Consider the following 26,574-nt stretch of genomic DNA (forward strand, 5'->3'; position numbering starts at 1 on the left):
TGCTGGCCGGCGCGGCGCTGGTGGTGGCCACCGCCGGACACCCGTGGGCGCTGGCGCTGTCCACGGTCGCCGCGGCCGTGGTCGGCGCCCTGATCGAGCGGGTGGGCGCCACCGCGGGTCTGGCCGTGGTGCTGATCGCGCTCGACGCCGGCGCCGGGCCGAGCCTCGCCGCAGCGGTGCCCTACGCGATCGGCGCGGCCACCGTGTTCGGCGCGTGGGCGCTGTGGTGGTTGCTGGCGAGGACCGCTGTGGCACTGCGTGTTTCCGGTCCCAGCCGGCCGGCGCCCGAACCGGGCCGACGGGCGGTGGACCGTGGGCATGTCGTGCGGGTCGCGTCGGCGGTGGCGATCGCCGTGGGCTTGGCGGCCTGCCTGCCCGACGACCTGGTGGGTGGCCACTGGCTGGTGACCAGCGTGCTGCTCACGATCCAGCCCGGCCGGCCGGCCACCAGAACGCGGCTGGCGCAACGGCTTTCCGGCAACACGGTGGGAGCGGTGCTGGCCGCGGGTCTGCTCGGCGCGCATCCGGCGATCCCCGTGGCGGTCGCGGTGACCGTGGCGCTGTTCGTCCTCGCGCTCGCGTTGCGGCCGGTGAACTACACGTGGTGGGCGGTGACCGGGCCACCGGTGCTGCTTGTGGTCAGCGAATTCCCGCACTGGTTCCCGTGGTACGAGGGCGGTGTCCGGCTCGCGATGAATCTCGCCGGCGCCGCGATCGTCGTCCTGGTCGTGTTCGCGGTGCCTGCGGCGGCCCGCCACTTCCGCCGATCGGATGCATCGGATAGTGTATACAAAATCCAACGTGAGGAGGTGCGGTGAGCACGTTGCTGGTGCAGGACATCGGGCTGCTGGTGTGTGGCGACGCCGCCGTCGCACCGCTGCGCGACACCTCGCTGGTCATCGAGGACGGTGTGATCACCGGCATCGACGCCGACCATCCCGCACCCGATCAGGTGCTGTCGGCGGGCGGGCTCACCGTCATCCCCGGCCTCGTCGACGGGCACGTCCACCCCACCTTCGGCGAGTGGACGCCGGCGCAGGACGCGATCGGCTGGATCGGCAACTATCTGCACGGCGGCACCACGTCGATGGTGTCCGCGGGCGAGTTGCACATCCCGGGCCTCGCCTTCGATGCGCTCACCCCCGAACTGGTGCTGGCCATCGCGATCACCTCGAAACACACCACCGGCCGCATGCGCCCGTCCGGGGTGAAGGTCAACGCCGGCACCGTGCTGCTGGTACCGGGGATGACCGAAGAGCACTTCGACCGGGCCCACGCCGAGGGCATCGATCAGCTCAAGTTCATCTTCTACGACTGGAACCGCCTCGGCGACGGTGAGGCCCAGCGCTACGTCGAGTGGGCCCACGACCGCGGGATGACCGTCAAGCTGCACTCCGGCGGCGTCTCCCGGTCCGGGTCGAGCCGCGTCGCGGGCAGCGACGTCGTCCTGGCGGTGCGGCCCGACATCGTCGGCCACATCTCCGGCGGCCCGATCCCCGCACCGGACGCCGACATCGCCACCATCGTCGCCGAACTCCCGTCGGCGTACGTCGAGGTGTGCAGCTCCAACAACTACCGCGCCACCAAGGTCGTCGCCGACCACCTGATCCGGCGTGACGAACTGCACCGCCTCACCCTCGGCACCGACACTCCCGGCGGCACCGGCGTCATCCCGCGCGGGATGCTGCGCAACATCTGCTATCTCGCCTCGGTGTGCGGTGTGGATCCCGTCGCGGCGGTCGCGGCCGCGACCGGTCAGACCGCCCACGCCCACGGCCTCGACACGGGGGTGCTGGCCGAAGGCCGGCCCGCCGACCTGCTCGTGCTCGGCCCCATCACCGGATCGACGGCGTCCGACGGCCTCGAGTGCTTCGCGCTCGGTGACCTTCCCGGTATCGCCACTGTGCTCGTCGACGGCGTCGCGCTGGTGCCCACGCGCAGCCGCCAGACCCCGCCCCCGAGCCGGGCGGTGAGCTGGCGCCACCCCGTCACCGACCCGGCACCCGCCCCCGCACCCCCCGCCCGCAGCACCGGCTGCTGCTGACCCGCCGCCAAGGAGAACCGTTGTCCGCCACCATCAACGAACCGCTGTCACCCGACACCCTGTTCGGACTGGACCCGCTGCTCAGCGACGAGGAGCGCCAGATCCGCGACACCGTGCGCTCGGCCGTCAAACGCCGCATCGCCCCCGAGATCGCCACCTGGTACGAACGCGGCGAACTGCCCGCCCGCGAACTCGCCCGCGAACTCGGCGAGCTCGGGCTGCTCGGCATGCACCTCGAGGGGTACGGGTGCGCGGGCACGTCGGCGGTCGCCTACGGCCTGGCGTGCCTCGAGCTGGAGGCCGGTGACTCCGGGATCCGTTCGCTGGTCAGCGTGCAGGGTTCCCTGGCGATGTACGCCATCCACGCATTCGGCAGTGAGGAACAGAGGCAGCAGTGGCTGCCCGGTATGGCCGCCGGCACCACGATCGGCTGCTTCGGCCTGACCGAACCCGACCACGGCTCCGATCCGGCCGGCATGCGCACCCGCGCGGTGCGTTCCGGCGACGACTGGGTGCTCAACGGCGCCAAGATGTGGATCACCAACGGATCGGTCGCCGACGTCGCGATCGTCTGGGCCCGCACCGACGAGGGCATCCGCGGCTTCGCGGTGCCCACCGACACCCCCGGGTTCACCGCCCACACTCTGCACTCGAAGATGTCGTTGCGCGCCTCGGTGACCAGTGAGCTGGTGCTCGAGGACGTCCGGCTGCCCGAGTCGGCCCGGCTGCCCGGCGCCACCAGCCTGCGGGCTCCGCTGAGCTGCCTCGGGGAGGCCCGGTTCGGCATCGTGTTCGGCGCGCTGGGCGCCGCCCGCGACTGCCTGGAGACCGCGCTGGACTACTCGCGCTCGCGCCGGCAGTTCGACAAGCCGATCGCTGAATTCCAGCTCACGCAGCAGAAGCTGGCCGACATGGAGGTCGAATACGCCAAGGGTGTGCTGCTGGCCCTGCACCTGGGCCGCCGCAAGGACGCCGGCGAGATCGCCCCGCACCAGGTCAGTCTCGGCAAGCTCAACAGCGTGCGCGAGGCGCTGACCATCGCCCGCACCGCCCGCACCATCCTCGGCGCGAGCGGCATCACCTCGGAGTATCCGGTGATGCGCCACGCCAACAACCTCGAATCGGTGCTCACCTACGAGGGCACCAGCGAGATGCATACCCTGGTCATCGGCCAGGCACTGACGGGGATGTCCGCGTTCCGCTGAATCAACAGGAGACTTCGGTGGCCGACACCAAACGCGAAGCACTCGACGACCACTTCACCACGACCGTCTCCGCACTGACGCCTGCCGCGGCGCCGCGCCGCGCCGGCGCCGATCCGGTGCGCGACGGGTCGTCGGTCACGGTGGCAGAGGCGTTGGCGCTCTTCGACGCCGCGGTGGGCAGCCGGCACCTGGACCTGGCCGCGCGCTGGCTGCGCGCCCACGGGCGCGGGTATTACACCATCGGCTCCTCGGGCCACGAGGCCAACGCGGCGGTGGCCGCGGCGCTGCGGCCGACCGATCCCGCACTGTTGCACTACCGTTCGGGTGGCTTCTTCCTGTCCCGGGCCCAGCAGGTCGACGGCGGGCTCACCCCGGGACTGCGCGACGTGCTGCTCGGACTGGTGGCCGCGACCGACGAGCCGATCTCCGGCGGCAGGCACAAGGTGTTCGGCCGCGCCGATCTGGCCATCATCCCGCAGACCAGCACCATCGCCTCACACCTGCCGCGGGCGGTCGGCGTCGCGTTCTCCGTCGCGCGGGCCCGCAAGCTCGGCGTGCCGTGTGCGTGGGCCGACGACGCGGTGACGGTGTGCAGCTTCGGTGACGCCTCGGCCAACCACTCCACCGCGGTCGGCGCGCTGAACACCGCGATGCACACCGCCTATCAGGGCATGCCGATGCCGCTGCTGTTCGTCTGCGAGGACAACGGCATCGGCATCTCCACCAGGACGCCGCGGGGATGGATCGCCCGCACCTACGCCCAGCGCGAGGGCCTCGAGTACTTCGCTGCCGACGGCTCGGATCTGGTGGCCACCCTGGAGGTCACGCGCGCCGCCGCGGACTGGGTGCGGGCCCAGCGCCGCCCGGCGTTCCTGCACCTGTCCACCGTGCGGCTGATGGGCCACGCCGGGTCGGACTACGAACCGGCCTACCGCCGGCCCGACGAGATCCTCGCCGACTACGACCGCGATCCCGTGCTGTGCGCCGCGAGAATGCTTGTCGCACAGGGTGTCCTGACGCCCGCCGAGGTGCTCGACCGGTACGAGGCCACCCGCGAGTCGGTCCTGGGCATGGCCACCGAGGTGATGGACGCGCCGCAACTCGACAGTCCCGACGCGGTGCTGCGCCCGCTGCGCGACGGCCTCGACGAAGCGGTGGCCGCATCAGGTGCGCCGCTTCCCCCGGCGGCGCAGGCCGAGTCCGCGCCGCTGACGGTGGCGCTGGCGATCAACCGGGCGCTCGGCGACGTGCTGGCCGCACACCGCGACGTGCTGATCTTCGGCGAGGACGTCGCCCGCAAGGGCGGGGTGTACGGCGTCACCCGCGGGCTGCAGGCCAAGGCCGGGCAGGCCCGGGTGTTCGACACGCTGCTCGACGAGCAGGCCATCCTCGGTCTCGCGCTCGGCGCCGGGGTCTCGGGGCTGCTGCCGATCCCGGAGATCCAGTACCTCGCGTACTTCCACAACGCCGCCGACCAGATCCGCGGGGAGGCCGCGACTCTGGGGTTCTTCGCCGATCGGCAGTTCCGCAATCCGATGGTCGTGCGGGTCGCCGGCTACGGCTACCAGAAGGGCTTCGGCGGGCACTTCCACAACGACAACTCGATCGCCGCGATGCGCGACATTCCCGGCGTGGTGATCGCGTCCCCGGCCCGGCCCGACGACGCCGCGGCGATGATGCACGCGTGTGTGGCCGCGGCGCACACCGCAGGCGCGGTGTGCCTGTTCCTCGAGCCGATCGCGCTGTACCACACCAAGGATCTCTACGACGACGGCGACGAGCAGTGGCTGGCGCCCTATCCGCGGACCGCGGCGCCGATCGGCCGCGCCCGCACCTACGGCGACGGCGCCGACCTGACGATCCTGACGTTCGGCAACGGGGTGCGGATGAGCCTGCGGGTGGCGCGCCGCCTGCGGGACATGGACATCGACGTGCGGGTGGTCGATCTGCGGTGGCTCGCGCCGCTGCCCGTCGAGGACATGCTGCGCGAGGCCGGCGCCACCGGCCGCGTCCTGATCGTCGACGAGACGCGGGAGACCGGCGGCGTCGGTGAAGGGGTGCTGGCGACGTTGCTGGCGCACGGCTACACCGGCCGCGTCGACCGGGTGGCCAGCCGCGACAGCTTCATCCCCCTCGGCGATGCCGCGCTGCAGGTGCTGCTGCGCGAGGAGACCATCGAGACGGCCGCGATCAAGCTGGCCCGCACGGCGGCGGGCTGACGCCTTGCTAACTTGATCCGATGCCTGCCACGGATCCGTTCCGGCCGCTGTCCGGTGTGCGCATCGTCGAGATCTCCAGCTTCGTGGCGGTGCCGCTGGCCGGGATGACGCTGACCCAGCTCGGCGCCGAGGTGGTGCGGGTGGACCCGATCGGCGGGGCCGCCGACTACCGCCGCTGGCCGGTGACCGATGCCGGCGAGAGCATCTACTGGGCCGGGCTGAACAAGGGCAAACGCTCGATGGCGGTCGACATGCGCGCGGCCGAGGGACGCGACCTGGTCACCCGGTTGATCGCCGACGCCGGGGTGTTCATCACCAACGTCGCGGGGCGGCCGTGGCATTCGTATGACACGCTGTGCGAACACCGGCCCGACCTGATCCACGTCGAGGTGTCCGGGCGCGCCGACGGCGGCACCGCGGTGGACTACACGGTCAACGCCGCCACCGGCTTCCCGCTGGTGACCGGGCCCGCGAACCTGACCGGCCCGGTCAACCACGTGCTGCCGGCGTGGGATGTGTCATGCGGGCTCTACACCGCGCTCGCGGTCACCGCGGCGCTGCGCCACCGCGACACCACCGGCGCCGGCGCGCGGATAAGCATCCCGCTCGAGAACGTCGCGCTGGCCACGGCGGGCAACCTGGCGTTCCTGACCGAGCCGATGGTGACCGGCGGGGAGCGGCCGCGGCTGGGCAACTCGCTGTTCGGCACCTACGGGCAGAACTTCGTCAGCAGCGACGGGGCCGCGTTCATGGTCGTGGTGCTGACCAACCGCCACTTCACCGACCTTGCGGAGCTCACCGGGACCACGAAAGCCGTTGCCGCGCTGGGTGAAGCGCTCGGCGCAGACCTGAGCGACGAGGGGGAGCGCTACCGGCACCGCGATGCGCTGACCGGGCTGTTCACCGTGTGGTTCTCGGCGCACACCGCCGAGGAGGTCGCCGCGGCGCTGTCGGGCACCTCGGTGCTGTGGGAGCGCTACCGCAGCTTCGCCGAGGCGGCCGCCGGCGACCGCGTCACCGCCAATCCGCTGTTCACCGAGCTCGACCAGCCGCGCATCGGCCGCCACCTCGCCCCCGGCCTGCCGATTGCGGTCGACGGCGCCTACGCGCCCGCGGTGTCCGCCCCCGCGCTCGGTGACGACACCGCCACCGTCCTGACCGGCTGGCTCGGGATGAGCGCCGACGAGGTGGACCGGCTGCGCGAATCCGGCGCGGTGGCAACGGGTTCGGGCGCATCATGAGCCGGCTGCTCGACCTGCTCGAGCTGCGCCCGGGCGCCGACGAGCATGCCTGGATCGGGCGGGCCAGTGGTCCGGAGGGCAAGCGTGCCTACGGCGGTCAGTTCGCCGCGCAGAGCCTGGCCGCGGCCGCCCGCACCGTCGGCGCGGACCGGCCGCCGGCCAACATGCACCTGCAGTTCCTGCGCGGCGGGGAGGCCGGCGATCCGGTCGACTACACCGTCGTCCCGACCTTCGACGGGCGCACCGCGGCCGCGCGGCGGGTGGACTCCCACCAGGCGGGCCGGCTGCTCACCACCGCGACCGTGTCGTTCGCGGCGCCGATGGCCGGACCCGAGCACGGCCGTCATCCGCTGCCGCCGCGTGGCCCCGATGCGCTGGCGCCGACCGGTCCGCCCGGGCCGGCGCCGTCAGTGCCGCTCGACGAACTCGACATCCGCATCGCCGACGACCGGTCCGGCGGGGAGTTCGTGCGCCGCATGTGGTGGCGGGCCACGGTGGCGCTGCCCGACGACCCGCTGCTGCACACGCTGGTCGCGGTGTACGTCACCGACCTCTACATGATCGACCCGGCGCTGGCCGTGCACGGACACTCGATGCGCGCCCGCACCCACCGCAGCGGCACCACCGACTCGTCGGTGTGGTTCCATCACCCGCTCGACGCGGGGCAGTGGAACCTGCTGGAATCGCGGTCCCCGGCCGCCGCCAGGGGGCGCGGCGTGATCACCGCCGGCCTGGTGCGCGCCGACGGCGTGATCGCCGCCACGCTGGTCCAGGAGGGGCTGATCGCCGACCGCGAGGGGTAGCCGAACGCGCCGTCAAGTGATTGATCTCGCAAACTGCGGGGTATGGGGCGGGGGTCTTTGCGACCGAGATCCCTACCACCGACGAGGACGGACACCCCATGAGACTGTCTGCAACGACCGCCCGCCGCGGACTGGGCGGCACCTTCGCCGCCTGCCTGCTCGGCGGAGTCGCGGCGGCGACGATCGCTGCGCCGACCGCGAGCGCCCAGCCGGCGTGCACCGCGAGCAGCTTCGCCACCACGGCCAGCGGTGTGCTCAACGCAGCCGGCGGCTACCTGAACTCCCATCCGGGTGCCAACGACGTGCTGACCCGCGCGGCGTCGCTGCCGGCCGGTGAGGCCGAGGCGTCGGTGCGGGCCTACTTCGAGGCGCACCCGAACGAATACCTGGACCTGCGCAACATCGCCCGGCCGCTGATCGATCAGCGCAACCAGTGCGGCGTCGCGGTGTCGCCCGGCCAGCTGTCGCTGCTGTTCGACGAACTGGCCCAGTAGCCCCGTCAACGAACACCGCCGCCACGGTCTGACCGTGGCGGCGGTGTCGTCGTATGGGTGGGTTACATCCGCCCGTAGCGGCTGCGCACGAAGCTGTAAGCGCCGTAGGCGGCGATGCCGACCGCGGCGGCGATCAGCAGGAACTTGCCGAACGGGGCCTGACCGAGCGTCTTGACCGCGGCGTCGATGCCGGACGCCTTGGCCGGATCGGCCTGCAGGGTCGCGACGATCACCAGCAGCCCGGCGCCGCCGAGCACCACACCCTTGGCGACGTAGCCGCTTACGCCGACCGCGGTGATCCCGGTGCCGCCGGACACCCGCAGATCCTTGAGGAACTTCTTCGTGGCGCCCTTGTAGATGTGGTAGCCGCCGACTGCGGCGACACCGAGGCCGACCAGGATCAGCAGCAGCTTGCCCCACCCCGACTGCATCAGCTGGGCCGACATGCTCGAGTTCTGCTGACCGCTGGAGTGGCCGCTGCCCATCGCGAACCGCATGGCCGAGAACGCGATTGCCGCGTTGGCGATCGCCAGGCCGATGGACTTCGCGCGCTTCCAGGCCGGTGAGTCGTCGTCTCCCGTGCGCTCACCGGGCTTGCTGCCGACGACCGATTCGGCGAGGTGCCACAGCGCGAGCGCGAACAGGCCGACCGCGGCGATCCACAGCACCACCTTGCCGCCGGTCTGACCCGCCAGAGTGGCCAATGCGCCGGACTGATCGGCGCTGCCGCCGCTGCCCAACGCCAGGCGCAGGACGATGTAGCCGACCAGCAGGTGCAGCACCCCGCTGGCGGCGTAGCCGACGCGTGCGGCGTTCTGGAAGGCGTCGCTGTTGGTGGCCCGGTCGACGGCGCCGTGCACGCCGCCGTACCCCGGTCTCGCGCTCATGCTCATGTGACCCTCCTCGTTGTCGGTCCGCCCCGCGACGATGGCGGGCGTATACCCCCTTTTTGACGCGGGTGAAACGGTGCTGGCCGGGCGTGATCGCCGACCCACGGCTGTCTTCGCCGGCGGATCGTCCGTCGCCGCCGGCGTCCGCTCCGATCGGGCGGGCACCAACTCTCGACTTGCTCGTCGGCTACTTGTCGTGCGCGACGTCGCTGACGGCGTCGCCGGGAGTCTGAGCCGAGCCCCCCGTCGCTGCGCGGACGGTTTCGGGTGTGGATTGGTCCGGCTCCTGCGCGAAGTCATTGATCACCGAGCCCGGGCTGACGCCGCCGATGCTGACGGGGATGCTGGGTGCGAAGTTCCTCACCTCCTCACCAGGAGTGCGGACACGGCCTGCTGTCACCTCGTACACGGTCTCCGGGGTGGACTGGCCCGGCACCTGCGCGAGATCGCTGATCGCCGAGCCGGGACTGACGCCGTCGATGTTCCCGGGAAGGCCCGGGTTGTCGATGTCTGGGTCGGCCACTGCGATCCCGCCGAGGGGCACCGAGAGGGCCCCCGCGGCCACCGCAGAAGCCAGGAATCTCTTCAACATGATCGTTCGTCCTGTATTGCGATGGGGTCGCGAATGCGCGACACCTACCGGAACGGTATGCCTGATCCGACAGCGGCACAGCGGATTCGCCGATCCGCGGCTCGGGGAATCCGCCTTCTCCGGCGCGGAGCCGGTGTCGTGGATGGGGCGGCTTGTGAATGAATCAGCCCTTGGGGATAACCCGCCGTGGTGGCGGCAACGGTGTCGGTGGCTCCGCGCAGGGTGGGGGCATGACTTCGTGGACACGCGCCTCGATCGGCGCGCTGGGTGAGCAGATGGCCGTCGAGCATCTGCAATCGCTGGGCATGCGGGTGCTGTGCCGCAACTGGCGCTGCCGCTACGGCGAACTGGACGTCATCGCGGTCGATTCCGCGTCGCGCACGGTGGTGTTCGTGGAGGTGAAGACCCGCACCACCGACCGCTTCGGCGGGATCGCGCAGGCGGTCACGCCGCAGAAACTGCGCCGGCTGCGCCGGTTGGCCGGGTTGTGGCTGGCCGCTCAGGAGGAGCACTGGCCGGCGGTGCGGATCGACGTCATCGGCATCCGGATCGGCCGGCAGCGCACCCCGGAGATCACCCATCTGACGGGGGTGGCGTGATGGCGCTGGCCAGAGCGTTCTCCGTGGCGGTGGTCGGCCTCGACGGCGTGATCGTCGAGATCGAGGCCGACATCACCAACGGGCTGCCCCGGGTGCATCTGGTCGGGTTGCCCGACGCGGCGCTGCAGGAATCCCGCGACCGCGTCCGCGCGGCGATCAACAACTGCGGTGCCGAGTGGCCGCAGGCCCAGCTCACCCTGGCGCTGTCCCCGGCGACGCTGCCGAAGATGGGGTCGGTGTACGACCTGGCGCTGGCTTCGGCGGTGATGTGTGCCCACGGCAAGAAGGAGTGGGCACGGCTCGAGAAGAGCGTGCTCCTGGGCGAATTGGCGCTCGACGGCCGGGTGCGCCCGGTCAAGGGGGTGCTGCCCGCGGTGGTCGCGGCCAAACGCGAAGGGTGGCCGGCCGTCGTCGTGCCGTACGACAACCTCGCCGAAGCCAGCCTCGTCGACGGCATCGAGGTGTGGGGGGTACGCACGCTGGGGGATCTGCAGGCGTGGCTCGGCGGCAAGGCGCCACTGGATCCGCGTCTTCCCGGGGCGCCGGCAGCATTCGGCGTCGGTGCCGATCTGGCCGATGTGGTCGGCCAGGCACACGCCCGGTACGCGGTGGAGGTGGCCGCCGCCGGTGCGCACCACCTGATGCTGACCGGCCCACCGGGAGTCGGCAAAACGATGCTGGCCCAACGCCTTCCCGGCCTGCTGCCGGCGCTCTCGGAGCAGGAGTCGCTCGAGGTGACCGCGATCCACTCGGTGGCGGGTCTGCTGACCGGCGACGCGCCGCTCATCACCCGGCCGCCGTTCGTGGCGCCGCACCACACGTCAAGCGTCGCGGCGCTGGTCGGGGGCGGCGCCGGGCTGGCCCGGCCCGGCGCGGTCAGCCGCGCCCACCGCGGGGTGCTGTTCCTCGACGAGTTCGCCGAAATTCGGGTCAGCGCGCTGGAGGCGCTGCGGACACCGCTGGAGGACGGCGAGATCCGCCTGGCCCGACGCGATGGTGTGGCGCGCTATCCCGCCCGCTTCCAGTTGGTGCTGGCCGCCAATCCGTGTCCGTGCGCCCCACCCGACCCCAAGGATTGCACGTGTCCGGGGGGCATCAAACGTCGCTACCTCGGCAAGCTGTCGGGTCCGCTGCTCGACCGGGTCGATCTGCGGGTCGAGATGCACCCGGCGCGTGCGGGGGCGTACGCGCCGGAGGCCGGGGAGTCGACCGACGCGGTGCGCGCCCGGGTCGCCGAGGCACGGTCGGCGTCGGGAGACCGGTGGCGGCCGTACGGAATACGGACGAACGCCGAAGTCGCCGGCCCGCTGCTGCGGCGCAGGTTCCGGTTGCCCACCAAGGTCATGGAACCGCTCAACACAGCGCTCGACCGCGGGCAGATCAGTATCCGCGGGCTGGATCGCTCGCTGCGCGTGGCGTGGACGTTGGCGGATCTGGGCGGGCGCACCACGCCCGACCGCGACGACGTCACCACCGCGTTGAGCTTCCGGAACGTGGCGGGTGCGCGGTGAGTGCCGACGAGCAGCGCGCGTGGGCGTATCTGTCGCGGGTGGCCGAACCGCCGTGCCCGGATCTGGCGGCGCTGGTCGCCGAGCACGGTGCGGTGGCGGCCGCGCAGAAGGTGCGCCGCGGCGACGTCGGTGACGCGTTGCGTCGCCGCACCGAGGCGCGGCGCGAATACGACTGTGTGCCAGAGGACCTCGACGCACTGGCCCGGATGGGTGGGCGGCTGGTCACCCCAGGCGACGACGAATGGCCGGCGCTGAGCTTCCTCGCGTTCCACGCCGCCACCCGGCCGCAGGCGTCGGCGCCGCTGGTGCTGTGGGTGGTGGGTCCGGTGCGATTGGACGACGTGGCCGAGCGGTCCGCGGCGATCGTCGGCACGCGGGCGGCCACCGCCTACGGCGAGCATGTCGCGGGCGAGCTGGCGACCGGTCTGGCGTTGCGGGACGTGGCGGTGGTCTCCGGCGGCGCCTTCGGCATCGACGGCGCCGCGCACCGCGCCACCCTGGCCGCCGACGGGGTGACGGTGGCGGTGCTGGCCGGCGGGCTCGACGTGCCGTATCCGGCCGCGCACACCACGCTGCTCGAGCGGATCGCCGCCGACGGTCTGGTGGTCAGCGAGTACCCACCGGGGATGCGGCCCACCCGGTCGCGGTTCCTCACCCGCAACCGGCTCGTCGCCGCGTTGTCGGGGGCGACGGTGGTGGTGGAGGCGGGAGCGCGCAGCGGGGCGGCGAACACCGCGGGATGGGCCGAGGCGCTCGGCCGCGTGGTGTGCGCGGTGCCCGGGCCGGTGACCTCGGCGGCGTCGGTGGGCTGTCACCGGCTGCTGCGCGGTAACGCCCAGCTGGTCACGCGCGCTGACGAGGTCGTGGAGGTGGTGGGCCGGATGGGGGAGTTCGCCGAGGCCGAGATCACGCCCGCCTCACCGCTGGACGATCTGTCCGGTACCGAACGGCGGGTGTACGACGCGCTGCCGCCGCGCGCCGCGCGCACCGCCGATGAGATCGCCGTCGCGTCCGGGATCGCCGCGTATGCGGTGCTCGGCCCGCTCGCGGCGCTGGAGCTGGCCGGGCTGGTGGTCCACCGCGGCGGCCGCTGGAGCCTCGCGAAACGGCCGACGCGGTGACCGGGCGGCTAGGCGACGTCCAGCACGACCTTGCCCTTGACCTGGCGGTTCAGCAGCGCCTCCGCGGCTGTGGCCACGTTGTCCCAAGAGTCGCGCAGGCCGATCTGCGGGTCGAGTTCACCCCGGGACACCAGGCCGAGCAGATAGTCCAGATCGGCGCGGAACGGCGGCCGGGCGTTGAACGGCTCCAGCCGTTTGCGCACCCCCGCCCGCCGTTCGGTCTCGAAGTCGATGGTCGACGGTTGACCCGAGGCCATCCCGATGGACTGCAGCGATCCGCCCTCGCCCAGCAGGCTGAACGCCTGGGTCAGCAGCGGCCCGCCGACGCTGTCGAGAACGCCGTCGACGGGGCCGGACAGACCGTCCAGGCCGACCACGACCTCGTCGGCACCCAGCTCGCGCAGCCCGTCCCCGCGCGCGGCGCTGCCGACCGCGGCGATGACGTGAGCGCCCGCGCGGGCCGCCAGCTGCACCGCGAAGCGGCCCACCCCACCGGAGGCCCCGGTGATCAGCACGCGCCTGCCCACCACCGGTCCGAGCGCTCGAAGCGACTGCAGCGCAGTCACTCCCGCGACGGGAAGGGCGACCGCATCCGCGACGTCGACCGCGTCGGGCAGCACGGCGACGTTGCCGGTCGCCGCGACCCGGCGTTGCGCCCAGCCGCCCGACCAGTCGAAGGTGACCACCCGGGCACCCACCGGCGGGCCGCTGCCGTCGGCGGCCGGCTGGGCGACCACCCCGGCGGCGTCCCACCCGGGCACCTCGCCGGGGCGGCGGGCATTCTCGATCCAGTGGATCTCGCCGAAGTTCAGCGCGATCGCCGTGACGTCGACGAGCACCTGATCGGGGGCGGGCACCGGTTCGGCGACCTCGCCGAAGCCGAGGTTGGTCGGGGCATCGGGGTCGTAGATCACCGCGCGCATATCGGCGCCAACCGGGCCCACCGGCCGGCTATTCCGCACCCGCGTGATCGGCGGCACGGTGGCGCACCGCATCGACCGCTGGACAATGGGTACCGGAGCCGTGACCGACGCGCGCACGGGCCGACCCGATGTAGGCCACCGCGCGTCGCGCCGCGCTCGTAGGCTCGACGACGACATGAAGATCTGGAGGAGACCCGTGGCTGGACGACCGATGCACGCGTTCGAGGTGGTGCGCACCGAGCAGTTGGCACCGCACATGGTCCGCGTGGTGCTCGGCGGCAACGGGGAGAACGGGTTCGGCACCTTCAGCCCCAACAACTTCACCGACGCCTACGTCAAGCTCGTGTTCGTTCCCGACCACGTCGACACCGCAGAGCTCGACCAGCCGCTGACCATGGACAGCTTCAAGAAGTTGCCACCCGCACACCAGCCGGTGGTGCGCACGTACACCGTCCGCCGCGTCGACCCCGAGCGCGGCGAGATCACGATCGATTTCGTCGTCCACGGGGAGCACGGTGTCGCCGGTCCGTGGGCGGCGGCGGCCCAGCCCGGTGACCGGATCCACCTGATGGGGCCGGGTGGCGCGTACGCGCCGGATCCGGCCGCGGACTGGCATCTGTTCGCCGGCGACGAGGCCGCCCTACCGGCCATCAGCGCGGCGGTGGAGTCGCTGCCCGACGACGCCGTCGGCAAGGTGTTCATCGAGGTGGCCGGCCCCGATGACGAGGTGCCGCTGACGGCGCCCGAGGGGGTCTCGGTGAGCTGGATCTACCGCGGCGGGCGCGCCGACCTGGTTCCTGAGGAGGCGGCCGGCGACCACTCACCGCTGATCGCCGCGGTCAAGGAGACGGCGTGGCTGCCCGGACAGGTCCAGGTGTTCATCCACGGCGAAGCCCAGGCCGTCATGCACAACCTGCGGCCCTACATCCGCAAGGAACGCGGCGTGGAGGCCAAGTGGGCCAACTCCATCTCCGGGTACTGGCGCCGCGGCCGCACCGAGGAGACGTTCCGGCAGTGGAAGGCCGAACTGGCCAAGGCGGAGTCGAAGGGCTGACCCACGGCGCCGTCGCCCGACGCGTCTTCGCGCGTCGCATACGGCGTGTTGCCGCCGGGCTGGCACGCTGACGGGCATGTCGTTCAGCAACTACCAGTTCGAGATCTACCTGCAGGGCCTGTCCGGCATCATGCCGACACTCCCGATGACGTTCGAGGAGTGGGAGGCCAACGCGGAGGCCGCGATGCCGCCGTCGGTGTACTCCTATGTCGCCGGCGGCGCCGGCGACGAGCGCACCCAGCGGGTCAACCGCACCGCGTTCGACAGCTACGGCCTGGTGCCGCGGATGCTGCGCGCCACCCGCGAACGTGACCTGTCGATCGACCTGTTCGGACTGACGCTGCCGTCGCCGGTGTTCATGGCGCCGATCGGCGTCATCGGCATCTGCGCCCAGGACGGTCACGGCGACCTCGCCACCGCCCGGGCCGCCGCCCGCACCGGCGTCCCGATGATGGTCTCCACGCTGACCGAGGACCCGCTGGAGGACGTCGCCGCCGAATTCGGCGACACGCCCGGCTTCTTCCAGCTGTACACCCCGACCGACCGCGACCTGGCGGCCAGCTTCGTGCAGCGCGCCGAGAAGGCCGGCTACCAAGGCATCGTCGTCACGCTCGACACCTGGGTCCCCGGCTGGCGCCCGCGTGACCTGTCGACGTCGAACTTCCCCCAGCTGCGCGGCAAGTGCCTGTCGAACTACCTGAGCGACCCGGTGTTCCGCGGGCTGCTCGCCCAGCCGCCCGAGGAGAACATGCAGGCCGCAATCCTGCAGTGGGTGTCGCTGTTCGGCAACCCGCTCACCTGGGACGATCTGCCGTGGTTGCGCTCGCTGACCTCGCTGCCGCTGATCCTCAAGGGCATCTGCCACCCCGACGACGCCCGCCGCGCCAAGGACGCCGGGGTCGACGGCATCTATGTCTCCACCCACGGCGGCCGCCAGGCCAACGGCGGTCTGCCCGCCATCGACTGTCTGCCCGGAGTCGTCGAGGCCGCCGACGGCCTGCCGGTGCTGTTCGACTCCGGCATCCGCAACGGCGCCGACATCGTCAAGGCGCTCGCGCTCGGTTCCACCGCGGTCGGGATCGGCCGGCCGTACGCCTACGGGCTGGCCCTCGGCGGCATCGACGGCGTCGTCCACGTGCTGCGCTCGCTGCTCGCCGAGGCCGACCTCATCATGGCCGTCGACGGCTATCCCACGCTGGCCGATCTCACCCCGGACACGCTGCGGCGGGTCGGCTAGACAACGGCGGCCGCGCTGACGACGGTGGGGCGGTGGACGACGGCAGCACCGCCCCCGCCGTGGAGGCGCTTCTCGACGAGTTCGACGCATACCTGGCGCTCGAACGCGGCCGCTCCGCGCACACCCGGCGGGCCTACCGGGGCGATCTGCGGTCGCTGTTCGCGTTCGTCGCCGAGCGGGACGCGGACCCGGGTCCGGCCGCGCTGACCCTGCCGCTGCTGCGTGGCTGGCTGTCGGCGCAGGCCGGGGCGGGCGTCGCGCGCACCACGCTGGCGCGCCGCACCTCGGCGGTCAAGACCTTCACCGCCTGGGCGTCGCGGCGTGGCCTGATGGACACCGACCCCGCCGCCCGGCTGCAGATGCCCAAGGCCCGCCGCACCCTGCCGTCGGTGCTCCGCCAGGACCAGGCGCTACAGGCGATGACCGCCGCGGCATCCGGTGCGCAGCAGGGTGATCCACTGGCGCTGCGCGACCGGCTGATCGTCGAGATGCTGTACGCCACCGGGATCCGGGTCAGCGAGCTGTGCGGCCTCGACGTCGACGACGTCGACACCGCCCGCCGGCTGCTGCGCGTGCTGGGCAAGGGCGACAAACAACGCACCGTCCCGTTCGGCGAACCCGCCGACCAGGCGTTGCGGGCCTGGCTGACCGACGGCCGTCCTGCGCTGGCCACCGCGCAGTCCGGCCCGGCGCTGCTGCTCGGCGCCCGCGGCCGCCGACTCGACCCGCGCCAGGCCCGCACCGTCGTGCACCAGACCGTCGGCGCCGTCGACGGCGCCCCCGACATCGGCCCGCACGGGCTGCGGCACAGTGCCGCAACGCATCTGCTCGAGGGCGGCGCCGACCTGCGCATCGTCCAGGAGCTGCTGGGCCACTCGACGCTGGCGACCACCCAGCTCTACACCCACGTCACCGTGGCGCGGCTGCGGGCGGTCCACGACCAGGCCCACCCGCGCGCGTAGCCGCGATTTCGGTGTCGCCGGTCGCGGTCAGCGCGACCAACCACGCCGAAATCGCTAAGAGCGGAGCAGCGCAATGACTTTCGCCATGTCGGGCATCGCCGACGGGCGGCCCGCCCACGCGTCGAACACCGTCCAGTAGCTCACGCCGAATTGCCGCCGGCGCTCGGCCAGCGTGTCGGCCATCTGGGCGTGGGTGCCCAGCAGCACGAACGGTGAGTCGAGCAACTCGTCGCCCGACACCCCGCCGATCGTCGCGGCCAGCTCCGCCGCCGCGGCCGTCCGGTCGTCGGTCACCACCACGGCCTGGATCAGCGCGTTGAGTTCGATGTCGGCGAACCGGTCTCCGGCGGCGTCGCGCACCACCGCGATGCGGTCGCGCAGACCGTCGGGGCCGAAGTGCGACAGCGTCACCTCCGTGGCGTCGTGGTTGTGGGTGATGCCCGCGAAGCCGGCGATGTCGGCGAGCCGGCCCGCCAGCCGCAGCACCCGGTCCCCGTTGCCACCGATCAGCATCGGCACTCGGTGCTCGGGCGGCGCCACCAGTGCACCCGCCTCGGCGCGCACGCGGTAGTGCGCACCGGCGACGTCGACGGCCTCGCCGTCCAGCAGTGCCCGGATGATACGGGCGGACTCCTCCAGTCGGCTGACCCGAACTCCGCTGTGCGCGAACGTGATTCCTGCGGCATCGTATTCCGACTTCATGTGCCCGGCGCCGAGGCCGAGTTCGAAGCGGCCGTCGGAGACCGTCGCCACCCCGGCCGACTCCCTGGCCGTCTCCACCGGATGGCGAAAGTCGTTGTTGAGCACCAGGGTGCCGACCCGCAGTCGCTGCGTGGCCACCGCCGCCGCGGCCGCCCCGGCGAACGGCGGCACCGTCGGCACCAGGTGATCGGCGAACGTCAGCACGTCGAAACCGGCCGCCTCCACCGCGAGCGCGAACTCACGCTGCGGCGCCCCCGCCCTGGGCTGCGCGGTCGTCAGCCCGAAACGCATCGGGCGGCGGCGCTGGGCATCCGTTGCGGGGAAGGCGGCGGTTGAGTGGGCCGGCATGACGACGAGTCTGCGCGAGACCGCCACGCGCGGCGCGTCGTTTCGCCCTCAGCGCGATATCGCCCCCGCGGGTGACGGCCCGGCGGCCAGCGGTTTGAGCCGGATCTCGGTCGTCGTCAGCAGTCCCAGCGGATCGACGTAGTCGGTGCGCGACGCCGGACCCCACATCGCACCCCAGTGCAGGCACGCCGCGGCCGGGCAGCCCGCGTGCCCGTCGACCACCGCGCCGAGCACCGCGCCGGTCGCGACGGTCTGGCCGGCCCGGACCGACGGCGCGACGGGTTCATAGGTGGTGCGCAGGCCTCCGGGATGCGCCACCGACACCAGCGGCCGGCCGGCCAGCTCACCGGCGAACACCACCGTCCCGGCCCGGGCCGCCCGAACCTCCTGGCCCGGCCGTGCGGCCAGGTCGACGCCGCGGTGACCGGGCTGCCATTTCAGCGCGGGCGCGTCGAACGTCCGCAGGACCGCCGGTCGCGGGCGCAGCGGCCAGTCCAGGCGGCCGTCATCGGCGCGCACCGGCGCGGCCCACGCGACGGCGAGCACGACACATGCCACGAACACCCGCATCCATGCAGTTCAGCGGTTTGCCGATGGTCACGGCAACCCCGAAGGCGGAGGCTGGGGATGACGGGCGCTGTGTGGACAAAGCACCTGCTCCGACGGTGTAAACTCCTACCTGCAGTTCGCTCCGAGCGGGCTGACTTCGCGTGTCTGCACACGGTCCCTGGTTTCAGGTGCCGTACCCGGATGCCGGCGGTCCCACCTCACGAGGCGGGTCCGGCGTCCAGCAGTCACCAGGGCCCGGCCTCACCCGACGCCGGGCGACAACCGACAACACATAAGGACATGGCTGACTATGGCCGTCGTTACCATGAAGCAGCTGCTGGACAGCGGCACCCACTTCGGGCATCAGACCCGGCGCTGGAACCCCAAGATGAAGCGGTTCATCTTCACCGACCGCAACGGCATCTACATCATCGATCTGCAGCAGACGCTGACCTACATCGACAAGGCGTACGAGTTCGTCAAGGAGACCGTCGCGCACGGCGGCTCGATCATGTTCGTCGGCACCAAGAAGCAGGCGCAGGAGTCCATCGCCGAAGAGGCCACGCGCGTCGGCATGCCCTTCGTCAACCAGCGCTGGCTGGGCGGCATGCTCACCAACTTCTCCACCGTGCACAAGCGGCTGCAGCGCCTCAAGGAGCTCGAGGCGATGGAGCAGACCGGTGGCTTCGAGGGTCGCACCAAGAAGGAAATCCTGATGCTGACCCGCGAGAAGAACAAGCTCGAGCGCAGCCTCGGCGGTATCCGGGACATGCAGAAGGTGCCGTCGGCGATCTGGGTCGTCGACACCAACAAGGAGCACATCGCCGTCGGTGAGGCCCGCAAGCTGGGCATCCCGGTCATCGCGATCCTCGACACCAACTGCGATCCCGACCTCGTCGACTACCCGATCCCGGGCAACGACGACGCCATCCGGTCGGCCGCCCTGCTGACCAAGGTCGTCGCGGCCGCCGTCGCCGAGGGCCTGCAGGCCCGCGCCGGCGCCGGCGCCAAGTCCGAGGCGTCTGACTCTGCGGCCGCCGAGCCGCTCGCAGAGTGGGAGCAGGAGCTGCTCGCGGGTGCGACGGCCACCGCCTCGCCGACCGCGGCGGGCGCCGCGCCGGGCACCCCGGAGGCGGAGATCCAGACCGAACCCACCACCCCCGCGAACCCCTAGGGAAGGCTTACATGGCGAACTACACCGCTGCCGACGTCAAGCGGCTTCGGGAGCTCACCGGCGCCGGCATGCTCGACAGCAAGAACGCGCTCGTCGAGTCGGACGGCGACTTCGACAAGGCCGTCGAGCTGCTGCGCATCAAGGGTGCCAAGGACGTCGGCAAGCGCGCCGAGCGTGCGACCGCCGAGGGCCTGGTGGCCGCCAAGGACGGCGCGCTGATCGAGCTCAACTCCGAGACCGACTTCGTCGCCAAGAACGCCGAGTTCCAGTCGGTGGCCGAGCAGATCGTCGCCGCGGCCGCCGCGGCGAAGGCCTCGGACGTCGACGCGCTCAAGGCTGCCAAAGTCGGTGACACCACCGTCGAGCAGACCATCGCCGACCTGTCGGCGAAGATCGGCGAGAAGCTCGAACTGCGTCGTGTCGCCTACTTCGACGGCAACGTCGAGACCTACCTGCACAAGCGGGCCGCGGATCTGCCGCCGGCCGTGGGCGTGCTGGTGGAGTACACCGGTGACGACAAGAGCGCTGCGCACGCCGTGGCCCTGCAGATCGCCGCGCTCAAGGCCCGCTACCTCACCCGTGAGGACGTGCCCGAGGACGTCGTCGCCAACGAGCGGCGCATCGCCGAGGAAACCGCCCGCAACGAGGGCAAGCCCGAGCAGGCGCTGCCGAAGATCGTGGAAGGCCGGGTCACCGGGTTCTACAAGGACGTCGTGCTGCTCGATCAGCCGTCGGTGTCCGACAGCAAGAAGTCGGTCAAGGCGCTGCTCGACGAGGCCGGCGTGACCGTGACCCGCTTCGTGCGGTTCGAGGTCGGCCAGGCCTAGTCCGCGACAAGTCGCAGAAGTGCCCCGGAACTGCGGTTCCGGGGCACTTTCGTGTCTGCTCGCCGGTGGCCGCGGTACGTGTTGGTACCGTCAGGCGCATGGCTCACGTCTCAGCGTTCACCGACGACGCCCTCGGCGACCTCGACGCGGTCGGCGTCGTCGAGGCCCTGCGTGAGGGCCGGGTGTCCAAGGCCGAATTGGTCGAGGCGGCGATCGCCCGCACCGAGGCCGTCAACCCCGCGCTCAACGGGCTGGCCTATGAGGCCTACGAGCGCGCCCGGGCCCGGGCCCGCTCGCCGCGCCCCTACGGCGGCTACTTCGACGGCGTGCCGACCTACATCAAGGACAACGTCGCGGTCGGTGACATGCCGACGATGCAGGGCACCGACGCGTGGGACCCGCGGCCCGCGGCGGCCGACGGCGACTTCGCCCGCGCCTACACCGCCACCGGCCTGGTGACGCTGGGCAAGACGCGGCTGTCGGAGTTCGGCTTCTCCGCCTCCGCCGAGCACCCGCGGCTCGGCGCGGTCCGCAACCCGTGGCACCCCGACCACACCGCGGGCGCCTCGTCGTCGGGGTCCGGGGCGTTCGTCGCCGCAGGCGTGGTGCCGATCGCCCACGCCAACGACGGTGGCGGGTCCATCCGCATCCCCGCGTCCTGCAACGGGCTGGTCGGGCTCAAACCGTCACGCGGCCGCCTGCCCTTGGACCGCGACATGCGCCAGATGCCGCTGCGCATCGTCGCCAACGGCGTGGTGACCCGGTCGGTGCGCGACACCGCCGCGTTCTACCGCGAGATGGAACGTGTCTACGCCAACCCGAAGCTGCCGCCGATCGGCGACGTGACCGGCCCGGGTGAGCGCCGGCTGCGGATCGCCGTGTGCACCGAGTCGATCGCCCGGGAGGCCAGCGGTGAGGTCCGCGAGCAGACGCTCAAGACCGCCGCGCTGCTCGAGGAGCTCGGCCACCGGGTCACCACGATCGACAACCCGGTGCCCGAGCGGTTCATGGGCGACTTCCTGCTGTACTGGTCGTTCCTGTCGTTCGCGCTGGTGCGCGGCGGCCGCCGCACCTTCGGCGACAGCTTCGACCGCACCCGCCTGGACAACCTCACCCTGGGCCTGGAGAGGTTCGCCGCCCGCAATCTGCACAAGCTGCCGGTGGCCACCGCCCGCCTCGCGCGCACCCGCCGCGTCACCGAGCGGCTGTCGCGCGACCACGACGTCGTGTTGATGCCGACGCTGGCCGACCCGCCGCCGCGGATCGGCCACCTCGACCCCAGCGCGGACTACCAGCAGATCATCGACCGGCTGGTCGACTGGGTGGCGTTCACGCCGCTGCAGAACGCGACCGGCGATCCGGCCATCTCGCTACCGCTCGGCGAGTCCTCCGACGGCCTGCCGATCGGCATGATGTTCGCCTCGACGGTCGGCCGCGAGGCGCTGCTGCTCGAACTGGCCTACGAACTGGAGGAAGCCCGGCCCTGGCCGAAGCTGGGCTGAACCCGCCAGGGACTCAGCCCGCGACGCGTCGCGAGACTACGGTTGTTGACGCATTTCGCCCGATTTCGGTCAACTACCGTAGTTTCGGCGGACGAAGTCGGCGGCGGCCCGGGCGAGTGCCTGCGGGCCCTCCCGCAGCGCCTGCTCCAGCGGTGTGCCGGGCGCGGTGATGCCGACGATCTCGTGCACGCCGTGGTCGAGCAGCACCGACGCGTCCGGCGCCACCCGGCCGGCGAAGATGACCACCTTCGCGCCGGTGCGCCCGGCGACCTCGGCCACCCCGAACGGCGTCTTGCCCAGCATGGTCTGCGCGTCGACGCTGCCCTCGCCGGTGAACACCCACGCCGCGCCGGTCAGCGCCTCGTGCAGGCTGACCGTCTCGGCCACCACTTCGACGCCGGGACGGCTTGTCGCGCCGAGGAATTCGAGCAGCGCGAAGCCCAACCCGCCGGCCGCGCCGGCGCCCGGTGTGTCGGCGTGCGCCGACTCGGCGACCCGAGCGAAGCGCTCCAGCGCGGACTCCAGCCGGGCGACGTCGTCATCGGTGGCGCCCTTCTGCGGACCGAACACCGCGCTGGCGCCGCCCGGGCCCAGCAGGGGAGCGGTGACGTCGCAGGCCAGTTGGATCCGCGCCGCCGCCAGTCGCGGATCGAGTGTGTCGCGGTCGATGCGGTCGAGGTTCGCCAGCGCGGCACCGCCAGCCGGCAGCGGTGCGCCCGCGGCGTCGAGCAAGCGGACGCCCAGCGCGGTCAGCATGCCCGCGCCGCCGTCGTTGGTGGCCGAACCGCCGAGCCCGACGAGGAACTCCTCGGCGCCGCGGTCCAGCGCGTCGGCGATCAGCTGACCGACGCCGAAGGTGCTGGCACGCAACACATCCCGCTCGTGCAGCGGGATCAGTTCCAGTCCGGCGGCGGCGGCCATCTCGATCACGGCCAGGCGGCGGTCGGCGACGTACCCGTAGGCGGCGGGCACGGGGCGGCCCAGCGCGTCGGCGACCTGCACGGTGACGCGCTCACCGTCGAGTGCATCGACCACCGCGGCGACGGTGCCTTCCCCGCCGTCGGCCATCGGCACGCCCACACACTCGGCGTCGGGCAGGACGGTGTGCACACCGTCGCGCATCGCGGCGATCGCCTGCGCGGCGCTCATCGACTCCTTGAAGGAGTCCGGGGCGAGAACGAATCTCATAGGACCGGGCTCAGCGGGGGCCGGCCGGCCAGGACGGCCGCGACGTTGTCGACGGCCAGGATGCCCATGGCGTCGCGGGTCGCCTCCCCGGCGCTGGCGATGTGGGGGGTGAGGACCAGGTTCGGGGCGCGGAGCAACGCGGGATCGACATGGGGTTCATTCTCGAACACGTCCAGCGCCGCGCCGCCGAGGTGTCCGTTCTCCAGCGCGTCGATCAGCGCGGCCTCGTCGACGACGCCGCCGCGTGCGGTGTTGACCAGGTATGCCCCCGGTTTCATGCGGGCGATCGCCGCGGCGTCGACGAGGTGGCGGGTCTGCGAGGTCAGCGGGGTGAGCACGCACACCACGTCGCTGTCGCGCAGCAGGGTGTCGGTGTCGACGTGGCGCACCCCGTCCGGGTCGGTGCCGGAGGTGCGGCGGCGCGAGGTCGCCAGCACCGTCATCCCGAAGACGCGGGCCCGCCGGGCCACGGCGGTCCCGATGCGGCCGTAGCCGAGGATGCCGAGTGTGGCGCCGGCGCTCACGTCCAGGCCGACCAGCATGCGCGGCCCCCAGATCCACGGCTGCGCCGACCGCAGGAACCGGTCGCCCTCGACCACCCGCCGGGTGACGGCGAGGACCAGCGCGAACGTGTGGTCGGCGGTCGCCTCGTCGAGCACGCCCGGGGTGTTGGTCACCACGACGCCCGCGGCGGCGGCCGCCTCGAGGTCGATGTTGTCGTAGCCGACGGCGACGTTGGCCACCACCTGCAGGCTGTCCCCGGCCGCGGCCAGCAGCGCGGCGTCGACCCGTTCGGTGAGCGTCACGATGGCCGCGCGGGCCCCCGCGATACCGGCCTCGAGTTCGTCCCGGGTGGGCGGACCCTCGCCGCCGGCGCGCACCGGCAGCCCGAGGTCGTCCAGCCGCGCCATGGCGCCGTCGGTGAGCCGCCGGGACAGGTAAATCGGCGCATCGGTCATGGGTGCATTCTCGACCAGCCCCACACCGGCGCCCCGGCGGCGCCGTCGCGATCGCCCGCAACACGCCGCGGATAAGGCCGCCCCCGCCACGTCGGCGGCCCGTCATGAGGCAGGATGGGTGTGCCGCCTGGAGGGAGCGTCCCGTCCGGTTCGTCGCAGCGAGGAGGGGCAGCAGACCCATGTCGGAGCCGGAGCCGGTCAGCAACGACGGGGACGACAGCGCGGCAGCAGAGCCGCGCCGCCGGCATTCGCGGGTGCTGCTGAAACTGGGCGGCGAGATGTTCGGCGGCGGCGCCGTCGGCCTCGATCCCGACGTCGTGCACCAGGTCGCCCGCCAGATCGCCGAGGTGGTGCGCAGCGGGGTGCAGGTCGCGGTCGTCATCGGTGGCGGCAACTTCTTCCGCGGTGCGCAGCTGCAGCAGCGCGGGATGGAACGCACCCGCAGTGACTACATGGGCATGCTCGGCACGGTGATGAACAGTCTGGCGCTGCAGGACTTCCTGGAGAAGGAGGGCATCGACACCCGCGTCCAGACGGCCATCACGATGGGTCAGGTCGCCGAGCCCTACATTCCGCTGCGCGCGGTGCGCCACCTCGAGAAGGGGCGCGTCGTCATCTTCGGCGCGGGCATGGGGCTGCCGTACTTCTCCACCGACACCACCGCCGCGCAGCGCGCCCTGGAGATCGGCGCCGACGTGGTCCTGATGGCCAAGGCGGTCGACGGCGTCTACACCGCCGACCCGCGCGAGGATCCGCACGCCCAGCTGCTGACCGCCATCACCCACCGCGAAGTCATCGACCGGGGCCTGCGGGTCGCCGACGCGACGGCGTTCTCGCTGTGCATGGACAACGGCATGCCGATCCTGGTCTTCAACCTGCTCGTCGACGGGAATATCGCCCGCGCGGTCGCAGGTGAGAAGATCGGAACACTTGTCACCACCTAGACGCGGCCGGTATGCCGGGCCGCGCAGCGACGGGAGATGAAACAGTGATCGACGAGACCCTCTTCGACGCCGAGGAGAAGATGGAGAAGGCGGTGTCGGTGGCGCGCGACGACCTGTCGTCGATCCGCACCGGCCGGGCCAACCCGGGCATGTTCTCCCGCATCAACGTCGACTACTACGGGGCGCCCACGCCGATCACCCAGCTGTCGAGCATCAACGTGCCCGAGGCGCGGATGGTGGTGATCAAGCCCTACGAGGCCAGCCAGCTGCGCAACATCGAGGATGCGATCCGCAACTCCGATCTCGGGGTCAACCCGACCAACGACGGCAACATCATCCGGGTGTCCATCCCGCAGCTGACCGAGGAGCGCCGCCGCGACCTGGTCAAACAGGCCAAGTCCAAGGGTGAGGACGCCAAGGTCTCGGTGCGCAACATCCGCCGCAAGGCGATGGAGGAGCTCGCGCGCATCAAGAAGGACGGCGAGGCCGGCGAGGACGAGGTCAGCCGTGCCGAGAAGGACCTCGACAAGACCACCCACACCTACACCGCGCAGATCGACGAACTCGTCAAACACAAAGAAGGCGAGCTGCTGGAGGTCTAGTGGCCGACCAGCACGCGGGTCCCGTGGCAGATCCACCGGTGGGCGAGCCGCAGAAGAAGTCGTCGCGCGCCGGTCGCAACCTGCCCGCCGCGATCGCGGTGGGTGTCCTGCTCGGCGGTGGGCTGATCGCGATCCTGTTGTTCGCGCCGTATCTGTGGCTGGCGCTGGTCGCGGCGGCCGTGGCCGCCGGCACCTGGGAGGTGTGCCAGCGCCTCGGTGAGGCCGGCTACCGGATGCCCGTCGTCCCGCTGCTCATCGGCGGGCAGGCCACCCTGTGGCTGACGTGGCCGTTCGGCGCCACCGGCGCGCTGGGCGGGTTCGCCGGCACCGTCGTGGTGTGCATGATCTGGCGTCTGGTGGGCCAGGGCCTCAATCACGCGCCGCAGAACTACTCCCGCGACATCGCCGCGACGGTGTTCCTGGTCACCTGGGTGCCGCTGTTCGCGAGCTTCGGCGCGCTGCTGATCTATCCCGACGACGGGGCCAACCGGGTCTTCAGCCTGATGCTCGGCGTGGTGTTCTCCGACATCGGCGGCTACGTGGCGGGGGTGCTGTTCGGCAGGCACACGATGGCGCCGGCCATCAGCCCCAAGAAGTCGTGGGAGGGGCTGGGCGGCTCGCTGCTGTTCGGGGTGACGGCCTCGGTGCTCGCCGTGGTGTACCTGCTCGACAAGCCGTGGTGGGCGGGCGTCGCACTCGGCGTCATGCTGGTGATCACCGGCACGCTCGGCGACCTGGTCGAGTCGCAGTTCAAGCGCGACCTCGGCATCAAGGACATGAGCAATCTGCTGCCCGGCCACGGCGGCGTCATGGACCGGATCGATGCGATGCTGCCCTCGGCCGTCGCCACCTGGATCGTGCTGACGCTGCTGGCCTGAGCCGGG

The 26,574-nt window shown here is 71.9% G+C and carries 26 protein-coding genes; 19 read left to right on the forward strand and 7 right to left on the reverse strand.

What is annotated here, in order from left to right; translation table 11 throughout:
* The 7 genes from E4P42_RS18855 to E4P42_RS18885 all read left to right on the forward strand — a co-directional run.
* Positions 1-818 (forward strand): FUSC family protein (locus tag E4P42_RS18855; RefSeq protein WP_167759544.1); only part of this gene is annotated, 818 nt, incomplete at its 5' end.
* A complete protein-coding gene (locus tag E4P42_RS18860; protein ID WP_135127601.1) occupies positions 815-2,044 on the forward strand; it encodes an amidohydrolase family protein in 1,230 nt (409 codons plus the stop codon). The genes E4P42_RS18855 and E4P42_RS18860, both read left to right, overlap by 4 nt.
* A 20-nt stretch (positions 2,045-2,064) precedes the next feature.
* The gene (locus tag E4P42_RS18865) at positions 2,065-3,249 is read left to right on the forward strand and encodes an acyl-CoA dehydrogenase family protein (protein WP_135127602.1); all 1,185 of its coding nucleotides are present in this window, start codon (positions 2,065-2,067) and stop codon (positions 3,247-3,249) included.
* 17 nt (positions 3,250-3,266) lie between these two features.
* On the forward strand, positions 3,267-5,468 hold the full coding sequence (locus tag E4P42_RS18870) for a thiamine pyrophosphate-dependent enzyme (protein WP_135127603.1): 2,202 nt from the start codon (positions 3,267-3,269) through the stop codon (positions 5,466-5,468).
* A gap of 20 nt (positions 5,469-5,488) precedes the next feature.
* Positions 5,489-6,709 carry a CoA transferase gene (locus tag E4P42_RS18875; RefSeq protein ID WP_135127604.1) on the forward strand — a complete coding sequence of 407 codons (1,221 nt, stop codon included), beginning with the start codon at positions 5,489-5,491 and terminating at the stop codon, positions 6,707-6,709.
* Complete coding sequence (locus tag E4P42_RS18880) at positions 6,706-7,512, forward strand: acyl-CoA thioesterase II (RefSeq protein WP_135127605.1); 807 nt, start codon at positions 6,706-6,708, stop codon at positions 7,510-7,512. The genes E4P42_RS18875 and E4P42_RS18880 overlap by 4 nt, the downstream gene beginning before the upstream one ends.
* A gap of 98 nt (positions 7,513-7,610) precedes the next feature.
* Positions 7,611-8,006 (forward strand): heme-binding protein, encoded by a 396-nt coding sequence (locus E4P42_RS18885; RefSeq protein WP_135127606.1) that lies wholly within the window; start codon positions 7,611-7,613, stop codon positions 8,004-8,006.
* A 62-nt stretch (positions 8,007-8,068) separates the two neighbouring features.
* Here E4P42_RS18885 and E4P42_RS18890 read toward each other — a convergent pair whose 3' ends face one another.
* Together E4P42_RS18890 and E4P42_RS18895 are read right to left on the reverse strand one after the other, a co-directional pair.
* Positions 8,069-8,893: a DUF1206 domain-containing protein gene (locus E4P42_RS18890; protein ID WP_135127665.1), complete on the reverse strand. Its 825-nt coding sequence runs from the start codon at positions 8,891-8,893 to the stop codon at positions 8,069-8,071.
* 190 nt (positions 8,894-9,083) lie between these two features.
* Complete coding sequence (locus tag E4P42_RS18895; protein ID WP_135127607.1) at positions 9,084-9,488, reverse strand: hypothetical protein; 405 nt, start codon at positions 9,486-9,488, stop codon at positions 9,084-9,086.
* A 230-nt stretch (positions 9,489-9,718) separates the two neighbouring features.
* Between E4P42_RS18895 and E4P42_RS18900 the strand changes: the two genes are divergently transcribed.
* Genes E4P42_RS18900 through dprA form a run of 3 tightly spaced genes read left to right on the forward strand, consistent with a single transcriptional unit; the run spans position 9,719 to position 12,719 of the window.
* Positions 9,719-10,087, forward strand: a complete 369-nt coding sequence (locus E4P42_RS18900; protein WP_135127608.1) for a YraN family protein — start codon at positions 9,719-9,721, stop codon at positions 10,085-10,087.
* Positions 10,087-11,598, forward strand: coding sequence for a YifB family Mg chelatase-like AAA ATPase (locus E4P42_RS18905; protein ID WP_135127609.1), 1,512 nt, complete (start codon positions 10,087-10,089; stop codon positions 11,596-11,598). Before E4P42_RS18900 ends, E4P42_RS18905 begins: the two co-directional genes overlap by 1 nt.
* The gene (dprA, locus tag E4P42_RS18910; RefSeq protein ID WP_135127610.1) at positions 11,595-12,719 is read left to right on the forward strand and encodes a DNA-processing protein DprA; all 1,125 of its coding nucleotides are present in this window, start codon (positions 11,595-11,597) and stop codon (positions 12,717-12,719) included. The genes E4P42_RS18905 and dprA overlap by 4 nt, the downstream gene beginning before the upstream one ends.
* 8 nt (positions 12,720-12,727) lie before the next feature.
* On the opposite strand, the gene E4P42_RS18915 is transcribed toward dprA, so the two are convergent.
* Positions 12,728-13,642: a zinc-binding dehydrogenase gene (locus tag E4P42_RS18915; RefSeq protein WP_135127666.1), complete on the reverse strand. Its 915-nt coding sequence runs from the start codon at positions 13,640-13,642 to the stop codon at positions 12,728-12,730.
* Positions 13,643-13,838: 196 nt separating this feature from the next.
* Between E4P42_RS18915 and E4P42_RS18920 the strand changes: the two genes are divergently transcribed.
* The 3 genes from E4P42_RS18920 (at position 13,839) to E4P42_RS18930 (ending at position 16,895) form a co-directional block, all read left to right on the forward strand.
* Positions 13,839-14,696, forward strand: a complete 858-nt coding sequence (locus E4P42_RS18920) for a siderophore-interacting protein (protein ID WP_135127611.1) — start codon at positions 13,839-13,841, stop codon at positions 14,694-14,696.
* 76 nt (positions 14,697-14,772) lie between these two features.
* Complete coding sequence (locus E4P42_RS18925) at positions 14,773-15,933, forward strand: alpha-hydroxy-acid oxidizing protein (protein WP_135127612.1); 1,161 nt, start codon at positions 14,773-14,775, stop codon at positions 15,931-15,933.
* A gap of 59 nt (positions 15,934-15,992) precedes the next feature.
* Complete coding sequence (locus E4P42_RS18930) at positions 15,993-16,895, forward strand: tyrosine recombinase XerC (RefSeq protein WP_135127667.1); 903 nt, start codon at positions 15,993-15,995, stop codon at positions 16,893-16,895.
* Between the two features lie 54 nt (positions 16,896-16,949).
* Here E4P42_RS18930 and E4P42_RS18935 read toward each other — a convergent pair whose 3' ends face one another.
* Together E4P42_RS18935 and E4P42_RS18940 are read right to left on the reverse strand one after the other, a co-directional pair.
* Positions 16,950-17,945 carry a TIGR03621 family F420-dependent LLM class oxidoreductase gene (locus tag E4P42_RS18935; RefSeq protein ID WP_245234115.1) on the reverse strand — a complete coding sequence of 332 codons (996 nt, stop codon included), beginning with the start codon at positions 17,943-17,945 and terminating at the stop codon, positions 16,950-16,952.
* Positions 17,946-17,993: 48 nt separating this feature from the next.
* Positions 17,994-18,515 carry a murein hydrolase activator EnvC gene (locus E4P42_RS18940; RefSeq protein WP_135127613.1) on the reverse strand — a complete coding sequence of 174 codons (522 nt, stop codon included), beginning with the start codon at positions 18,513-18,515 and terminating at the stop codon, positions 17,994-17,996.
* Positions 18,516-18,804: 289 nt separating this feature from the next.
* Between E4P42_RS18940 and rpsB the strand changes: the two genes are divergently transcribed.
* From rpsB to E4P42_RS18955, 3 genes are all read left to right on the forward strand, one after another.
* Complete coding sequence (rpsB, locus tag E4P42_RS18945) at positions 18,805-19,668, forward strand: 30S ribosomal protein S2 (RefSeq protein WP_135127614.1); 864 nt, start codon at positions 18,805-18,807, stop codon at positions 19,666-19,668.
* Positions 19,669-19,679: 11 nt separating this feature from the next.
* Positions 19,680-20,495, forward strand: coding sequence for a translation elongation factor Ts (gene tsf / locus E4P42_RS18950; RefSeq protein WP_135127615.1), 816 nt, complete (start codon positions 19,680-19,682; stop codon positions 20,493-20,495).
* 98 nt (positions 20,496-20,593) lie between these two features.
* Entirely contained in the window at positions 20,594-21,997 is a 1,404-nt protein-coding gene (locus E4P42_RS18955) for an amidase (RefSeq protein ID WP_135127616.1), read from the forward strand.
* A gap of 69 nt (positions 21,998-22,066) precedes the next feature.
* Here E4P42_RS18955 and E4P42_RS18960 read toward each other — a convergent pair whose 3' ends face one another.
* Both E4P42_RS18960 and E4P42_RS18965 read right to left on the reverse strand, forming a co-directional pair.
* Complete coding sequence (locus tag E4P42_RS18960; RefSeq protein ID WP_135127617.1) at positions 22,067-23,185, reverse strand: glycerate kinase; 1,119 nt, start codon at positions 23,183-23,185, stop codon at positions 22,067-22,069.
* Positions 23,182-24,144, reverse strand: a complete 963-nt coding sequence (locus E4P42_RS18965) for a D-glycerate dehydrogenase (protein ID WP_135127618.1) — start codon at positions 24,142-24,144, stop codon at positions 23,182-23,184. Before E4P42_RS18965 ends, E4P42_RS18960 begins: the two co-directional genes overlap by 4 nt.
* 179 nt (positions 24,145-24,323) lie before the next feature.
* On the opposite strand from E4P42_RS18965, the gene pyrH reads away from it, so the two are divergent.
* Genes pyrH through E4P42_RS18980 form a run of 3 tightly spaced genes read left to right on the forward strand, consistent with a single transcriptional unit; the run spans position 24,324 to position 26,568 of the window.
* On the forward strand, positions 24,324-25,088 hold the full coding sequence (gene pyrH, locus E4P42_RS18970; protein WP_135127619.1) for a UMP kinase: 765 nt from the start codon (positions 24,324-24,326) through the stop codon (positions 25,086-25,088).
* Between the two features lie 44 nt (positions 25,089-25,132).
* A complete protein-coding gene (gene frr / locus E4P42_RS18975) occupies positions 25,133-25,690 on the forward strand; it encodes a ribosome recycling factor (RefSeq protein ID WP_135127620.1) in 558 nt (185 codons plus the stop codon).
* Positions 25,690-26,568 (forward strand): phosphatidate cytidylyltransferase, encoded by an 879-nt coding sequence (locus tag E4P42_RS18980; RefSeq protein ID WP_135127621.1) that lies wholly within the window; start codon positions 25,690-25,692, stop codon positions 26,566-26,568. Before frr ends, E4P42_RS18980 begins: the two co-directional genes overlap by 1 nt.
* The last annotated feature ends 6 nt before the right edge of the window (positions 26,569-26,574 follow it).

This window comes from Mycobacterium sp. PS03-16 (assembly GCF_004570325.1).
Taxonomy (GTDB): Bacteria; Actinomycetota; Actinomycetes; order Mycobacteriales; family Mycobacteriaceae; genus Mycobacterium.